The organism is Brachybacterium phenoliresistens (genome assembly GCF_039530785.1).
In the GTDB taxonomy this organism is placed as follows: Bacteria; Actinomycetota; Actinomycetes; order Actinomycetales; family Dermabacteraceae; genus Brachybacterium; species Brachybacterium phenoliresistens.
In genome coordinates, this window is sequence record NZ_BAAAOW010000005.1 from 247,607 (window position 1) to 254,155 (window position 6,549).

Sequence of the window (6,549 nt, forward strand, 5' to 3'; positions counted from 1 at the left end):
TGATCAGCGACGACGCCCCGGAAGGAGGCACCCCGTGACCGGCACCCCGGCCCTCGGCCGCTCCCCGGCCGACTCCCTGCCTGCGGCCGATGCCCGCCCTGCGGCCCCGCACAGCCCCTCGGCCCCGGACCGCCCATCGGCCGCAGCCGCAGCCCCAGACCCGGCGAGCGCCGGGACCTCGACCCGATCCCGCCGCCCGGGTGCTCCCCCGCGGCGGCCGATGCGGCCCGGCCAGCGGGCGCGCGCCCGCCGCCGCACCCTGTGGATCTATGCGTTCCTGCTGCCCACCGTCGTCCTGTACGGGATGTACACCCTGTACCCGATGATCGCCAGCTACTGGTACTCGCTGGTCGAGTGGAACGGCTTCACCTCCGACCAGCGCTTCGTGGGCATCGACAACTACCGCGCCGTGCTGGCGGACCCGATGTTCTGGTCCGCGGTGCGCATCACCGTGGTGTTCATGCTGATCGTGACGCCGCTGCGGGTGCTCGGCGCGTTCTTCCTGGCGATCCTGCTGAACTCGCCGAAGCTGCCGCTGTCCTCGTTCTTCCGCACCCTGTACTTCCTGCCCGTGGTCACCACCACCGCCATCGTCGGCGTGGTGATGCGGTTCGTGCTGGACCCGGCCAGCGGCCCGGTTTCGGTGCTGGCGGGACTGCTGGGGCTGGGACCGATCGACCTGCTGGGGTCCTCGGCCACGGCCCTGCCGACGGCCGCGCTGATCTACGTGTGGAAGTTCTTCGGGATCACCCTCATCTACTGGCTGGCCGCGCTGCAGACCGTCCCCAAGGACCTGTACGAGGCGGCGCGCATCGACGGCGCCGGCGCCGTGGCGACCTTCCGCCACATCACCCTGCCGCTGCTGATCCCGTTCCTGGCGATCATCACCGTCCTCACCGTCGAGGACTGCTTCCACGCCTTCGACCTCATGCAGACGATGACGGCCGGCGGCCCCTTCTACAGCACCGAGATCATCGAGATCTACGTCTACCGCTACGCCTTCGCGGCGACCATCCCCCAGCTCGGCTTCGCCTCCGCGGCCGCCGTCCTGTTCGGGCTGCTCGTGCTCGTGGTCGTCGGAGCGCAGCTGTGGGTCACGATGCTCGCCCGACGCTCAGGAGCGCGCGCATGACCGCCCCGGCCCGCCCCGCGGCATCGGCCGCCCTCCCCCGAGCCCGCCGCTGGCGCCGCCGCCTGCCCTGGTGGACGCTCGTCGCCGTGCTCGGCGTGATCGCCGCGCTATGGGTGTTCCCCTTCGTCTGGATGGTCTCGGCGTCGCTGAAGTCGCCGGCGGAGATCTTCGCCGGCGGCCTGGACCTGGTGCCCGAGCAGCTGCGCTGGGAGAACTACGCCCGCGCCTGGACGGACGGGAACTTCCGCCGCTACCTGCTGAACACGGCGATCGTCACGGTCGGCACCGTGGTGATCGTGGTGGTGCGCTGCGCCCTGGCCGGCTACGTGCTGGGCCGCTACCGCTTCCCCGGCTCCCGCCTGATCCTGGGGATCCTGGTGGCCACGCTGTTCGTGCCCACCGGCTACACGATCATCCCCATCGTGAAGCTGTCGATGCAGCTGGGGCTGCTGGACCAGCTCTCCGGCATGATCCTGGCGCTGTCCGGCGGCGCGAACGTCGCGGCGATCCTCATCTACGCCGGCTACTTCCGCCGCCTGCCCGCCGAGCTCGAGGAGGCCGCCGTCGTGGACGGCACCGGGTTCCTGGGCACCTTCACCCGCATCATGCTGCCGCTGTCGATGCCGGTCACGGCGACGGTGTCCGTGCTGACGTTCCTGTTCACCTGGAACGCGTTCTTCCTGCCGCTGGTGTTCTCCTTCTCCAACCCCAAGCTGCGCACCGTCAGCGTGGGCATGCAGGCCTTCGTCGGCGAGAACTCCACGGACTGGTCCGGGATGGCCGCCGCGGGCGTCATCTCCCTGATCCCGATCGTCGCCCTGTTCGCGTTCATGCAGCGCTACTTCGTCGAGGGCATCGCCGGGTCCGTGAAGTCCTGACCCGGCCCGGCCCGCACCGCCCCGCCTGATCGGTCCGACCTGCCGGACCGCTCGACCTGCCGGACCGCCGGACCCGTCCCCTCTGCCTGGCCGCCGTGCCCGGACCTGCCGTCATCGGGTCCGGTCCGCGCGCCCTCCTGCCCTGTCCACTCGCATCATGAGCTCATCGAGGAGTCACCATGCACCGTCCCACCCGCCGCCACGCCCTCGCCGGCCTCGGCGCCGCCGGCCTCGCCTCCCTCGCCGCGGCCTGCGGCGGCCCCAGCGCACCCCCATCGGCCGGAGGGGGCGGCGCAGCAGCCGGCGCCCTGCGCTGGTGGGACCACTTCGGCGGCCTCCAGGACCTCCACGACCAGTGGGCCGCGGATCTCTCCGAGAGCATCGGCGCGACCATCGAGCACACCTACAACGAGCCCTCCGCCGCGACCGAGGCGCTGCAGCTGGCCAACCAGGCCGGTCAGCTGCCGGATGTGTACACGGCCCTGGTCGGGCTGCCGCTGCCGGCGCTGGTCGAGGCCGGCTGGGTCCACGAGATCACCCTGAGCGAGGAGGCGCGGGCCCGCCTGCCCGAGGGCTCCTTCGTCGAGGGCCTCACCCAGCTGGACGGGAGGATCTACGGCCTGCCGGCCTTCTCCGAGAAGCAGTACGTGGCCTGCGCCTGGTACAACGCGGAGATCGCCGAGGCGGTCGGCTTCGAGCCTCCCACCAGCTACGACGACCTGCTGGGCGCGCTCGCGAAGATCGCCGCGCACGGGGAGTTCACGCCGATGACCATGGCGCTCGGCGTCCCCGGTCGCATGCGCGAGCAGGCCGACGACCTCGCCCAGGCCGGCGGGTTCCCCGGCTACCAGGGGCTGCGCTACGACACCGGCGCCTACGAGTACCACCACGACGCCTACCTCGCCGCGATCGAGCTGTACAAGGAGATCTCCGACAAGGGCTACCTGCTGCCGGGCACCGCCGGCCTCCAGATCCCCGACGCCCGCGGCCGATGGGCCGCCGGGGGCATCGGCTTCCACATGGACGGCCCCTACTCCCCCGGCGCGGTGCGCTCCCTGAACCCCGACATGCTGCCGAAGATGGCCGTCGCCGGGATGCCCACCCCGAACGGCGAGGAGGTCGTCGCCGCCCGCGGCGCCCGCGCCGCCGACTGGGTGATGGGCGGGACCACGCAGATGGCCGAGCAGGCCTCCCTCCTCATCGAGTCCTTCACCCAGGAGGACTACCAGACCCAGCTCGCCACCGGCATGGACCAGCCGCCGATCCTGCTGGACGTCGTCGCCCGGGCCGATGTCATCGAGCCCTACGCCTGGCTGGTCGAGGACTTCTCGGCACGGATCTTCCGCGCCCCGCAGGCCATCGTCCGCAACGTCGAGGTCGCCCGGGCCGAGGCGAAGCGCACCCCCGTCACCCCGGAGCTCGGCAACGTCATCCAGGGCTACCTGGGCGGGGAGATCACCGACCTGAAGGCCGCCCTGGTCGAGCTCAGCGACGCGAACTCCGCCGCCCTGGATGCCGCGATCGAGGCCGCGAAGGCGGAGGGCGCCCAGGTCGACCGCACCGACTGGGAGTTCCCGGACTGGGTGGCCGGACAGGACTACACGTACTGACCCCGCAGACCCCGCACGGGTTCCTCCCGACGCGGACGGGCCCCCAGAGGTCCTCCCGACGCGGGCTGGCCCCCAGAGGAATCCTCCCGACGCGGGCCGGCCCCGCGCGGATTCCCCTCGGGCGCGCGCCGCGGGCCCCGGACACAGACGGCGGTCTGAGGTCCTCGAGCCAGGCGATTGCCTGGCTCGAGGACCTCAGACCGCCGTTCGTGCACGCGCCGGACGGGGCCGGCCCCGGGACGGACCCGGGAGCCGGCATCGGCACCGGTCATGGCACAGTGGTCGCATCCGCGACGACCCCGAGGAGCTCCTGTCGATGTCCCGCACCTGCGCCCCGCCCCGGATCCGTTCCCGCGCCCTGATCCTGGCCGCGGGCCTGGCCCTCGCCCTCGCCCTCGCCGGATGCGGCACCGCGCAGGGGCCGCAGGCCGATGAGCCGACCGCGCAGGCCACCGCCGAGGCGGAGGCGGAGCCGACCGCCGAGGCAGAGGCGGAGCCGACGACGGAGCCCACCGCCGGCGGGTCGGAGGATCCCGCGGAGCCATCGGGCGGGCCGTCCGATGCCGCATCGGCCGAGGGCCCCGAGCCCGAGGCCACGCCCTCAGCTGCTCCGAGCCCGGCGGACGCGGACGGTCGCTGGTGCCCTGCCCCGGACAGCGAGCCCGGGTGGGGATGCGTCGAGGTCGCGTTTCCGCAGGTCACGATCGAGGATACGGGAGACGTGTTCGAGGTCGAGCATGTCGGCGAGGAGGGCGAGTGCCTGGTCCTCAGCGCCGTGGATGCGCCGTTCGGCAGCTTCTGCCCAGCCGGGACGGAGCTGACCCTTCCCGACTACTACTCCGGCGAGGACCACCCGGAGCAGGACCGCATCTGGAACGGCCAGACTGCCGTCCTCCTGCTGCGGGCGTAATCCCGCGTGGGCCGCAGCCCCTCGGACGCGTGCTGTCAGACGACCTGGAGGCGTCGGCGGCGAGCCAGGAACGGCGTGTCCTGATCCGCCTGCGTGCCGATGAGTCGCGCGACCTCCGATTCGGAAAGGCCGGTGCTGCGCAGGCCGTCCCCGATGCTCCTCGCCAGCTTCGGCTCCTCCGGGGGGATGAGGTCCGAACCAGGTTCTCGCGTCCTCCACCCTCGCTTCGAGAGCTGCCGGTAGAACGTGGTCCGTTCCGCGGCCGAGACCTTGCCCAGTGCGTACGCACGCTCGAAGATCGCCTGCATCGAGACTCCCCATTCGACCTTGAGATCCGCGAGCTTCCCCAGGCTGAGGTTGTGCAGCTCCGGCCCGATGGCAGCTGCGGGCAGAAGGAACTCTGCCCCGAACTCGTTCGCCTGCGACTCGGCATCGCGATCGACCATCCCGCTGTGCATCACCAGGTGACCGAGCTCGTGCGCGAGAGTCAGGCGGAGTCGATCCGTGGGCCGGGCGGTGTTCGCAAGGATCAGCGCGTGGTCGCCCGCCCACTGCGACATCCCATCGATGCGCGCGGATCCGAAGTCCTCTTCGACGACCAGCACTCCCGCGGATTCGATCCATCGCACGAGGTGTCGTACGGGCCCGATGGGCATGCGCCATGCTGCTCGGAGCATGGCCGCCGCCTCGGTCGGGCTCGTCTCGTCAGGATCCACCTGGATGACGTGATTCCTCGGCCGCATCGGGACGCGGCTCAGCACGAACGACGAGTGCATCCGGAGCGCGTTCAACCGCGCCTCCACGTGCTTCCAGTCCGACGGTCGAGCAGTCTTCTGACGGCGCATGTGAGCATCGGCGGCGATGGCGCCCTCCATGCGGAAGTCATGGCGGAGGAACTCCGCCGTGACACCCAGCGCGTCGGCGAGCCGTTGGGCGGCGTCATCGTCCACCTCACGGAGGTCATGCTCGTACCGAGAGAGGGTCGCCTGGGTCATCCCCACACGATCAGCCAATTCACCCTGCGTCAGTCCGGATGCCCTTCGAAGCACCAGAAGGACATCCCCGATTCCGCGCCTCACGCGAAGTCCTCCTCCTCGTCCTCGGTCGCGAACTGCGAGAGATCCAACTCGGGCAGTCCGGGCTCGATCGGAGTCCATGCGATCCCCGTCGGCGCCGACGCCGAACGCTCCAGGGTGATCCCCCAGACAGGACGGTCCAGGGCTTCGCGCAGCGAGAGGACAGCATCTCCGATCTCCCGCGTCTCCCGATCCCAGTAGTACCCGGCAGCCAGGCTGTGCTGCTCGAGGCCCTCCAGAGTGATCGCGCGACCGGCCCAGTAGGCCAGCGCTCCCGCGGTGGGGTAGGTCGAGATCCTCTCGCCCGGATGATGACGCTTCACACGGGTCACGAACATGGTTCCCGTGCGGATCTCCCGGATGGGTTCCTCATCGCGGATCTCGACCCCGGGCCGCCCCCGCACCTGGCGCGTCAGCCTGTCCCAGATCCGCTCGTGCGCGAAGTTCGCGATGAATCTGCTGGTGTAGCCCGGCGCCCAGTCCGGATGCCAGGCCTTGAGCTCACGGTAGTCCGCGCGCGCACCGTCGACAGCGTCGATGAACGCGGTGATGAAGTCGTCGCCCAGCCTGTCGAGGACCTGCTCGGCGCTGGGGAACTCGAGGGAATTCATGCCGCAAAATATACCACCCGCAGGTCAATGCGGCCGTGGCGCTCCGTGCGCAGCGCGAGGAGTTCCTCGGCCAGGGCGGCAGGCGACACGCCGATCACCGCACGTCGACACCGCGTTCCGAGCTTCCCGCGCCTCGCCGACCCCGATGCGGCACGAGGAACCAGATCCCGAGCAGCGGCGCCCAGCCGAACGCGGGAAGGGCCCACCACGGCGAGAGACGGTCACGCCGCGCCGGTCCGCCCGTCCCCACCACCTTGCCCCGCCCCGCCCCGAACACGAACGGCCGGCTGAGGTCCGCGAGCCAGGCGATTGCCTGGCTCGAGGACCTCAGA

At 71.1% G+C, this 6,549-nt stretch carries 7 protein-coding genes; 4 read left to right on the forward strand and 3 right to left on the reverse strand.

Going from position 1 to position 6,549, the window contains the following annotated elements; translation table 11 throughout:
* Positions 1-34 precede the first annotated feature (34 nt).
* The 4 genes from ABD234_RS12850 to ABD234_RS12865 all read left to right on the forward strand — a co-directional run bounded on the left by ABD234_RS12850 (position 35) and on the right by ABD234_RS12865 (position 4,530).
* Positions 35-1,132, forward strand: coding sequence for a carbohydrate ABC transporter permease (locus tag ABD234_RS12850; RefSeq protein WP_344356821.1), 1,098 nt, complete (start codon positions 35-37; stop codon positions 1,130-1,132).
* Complete coding sequence (locus tag ABD234_RS12855; RefSeq protein ID WP_344356825.1) at positions 1,129-2,010, forward strand: carbohydrate ABC transporter permease; 882 nt, start codon at positions 1,129-1,131, stop codon at positions 2,008-2,010. The genes ABD234_RS12850 and ABD234_RS12855 overlap by 4 nt, the downstream gene beginning before the upstream one ends.
* Before the next feature lie 179 nt (positions 2,011-2,189).
* On the forward strand, positions 2,190-3,620 hold the full coding sequence (locus tag ABD234_RS12860; RefSeq protein ID WP_344356828.1) for an ABC transporter substrate-binding protein: 1,431 nt from the start codon (positions 2,190-2,192) through the stop codon (positions 3,618-3,620).
* Between the two features lie 316 nt (positions 3,621-3,936).
* Positions 3,937-4,530 carry a hypothetical protein gene (locus ABD234_RS12865; protein ID WP_344356831.1) on the forward strand — a complete coding sequence of 198 codons (594 nt, stop codon included), beginning with the start codon at positions 3,937-3,939 and terminating at the stop codon, positions 4,528-4,530.
* A gap of 35 nt (positions 4,531-4,565) precedes the next feature.
* Here ABD234_RS12865 and ABD234_RS12870 read toward each other — a convergent pair whose 3' ends face one another.
* The 3 genes from ABD234_RS12870 to ABD234_RS12880 form a co-directional block, all read right to left on the reverse strand.
* A complete protein-coding gene (locus ABD234_RS12870) occupies positions 4,566-5,687 on the reverse strand; it encodes an XRE family transcriptional regulator (protein WP_344356834.1) in 1,122 nt (373 codons plus the stop codon).
* Positions 5,606-6,217: a hypothetical protein gene (locus tag ABD234_RS12875; RefSeq protein WP_344356837.1), complete on the reverse strand. Its 612-nt coding sequence runs from the start codon at positions 6,215-6,217 to the stop codon at positions 5,606-5,608. The genes ABD234_RS12870 and ABD234_RS12875 overlap by 82 nt, the downstream gene beginning before the upstream one ends.
* A 94-nt stretch (positions 6,218-6,311) precedes the next feature.
* Positions 6,312-6,549, reverse strand: a 238-nt coding sequence (locus ABD234_RS12880; protein ID WP_344356839.1) for a hypothetical protein, incomplete at its 5' end; no start/stop codon positions are given.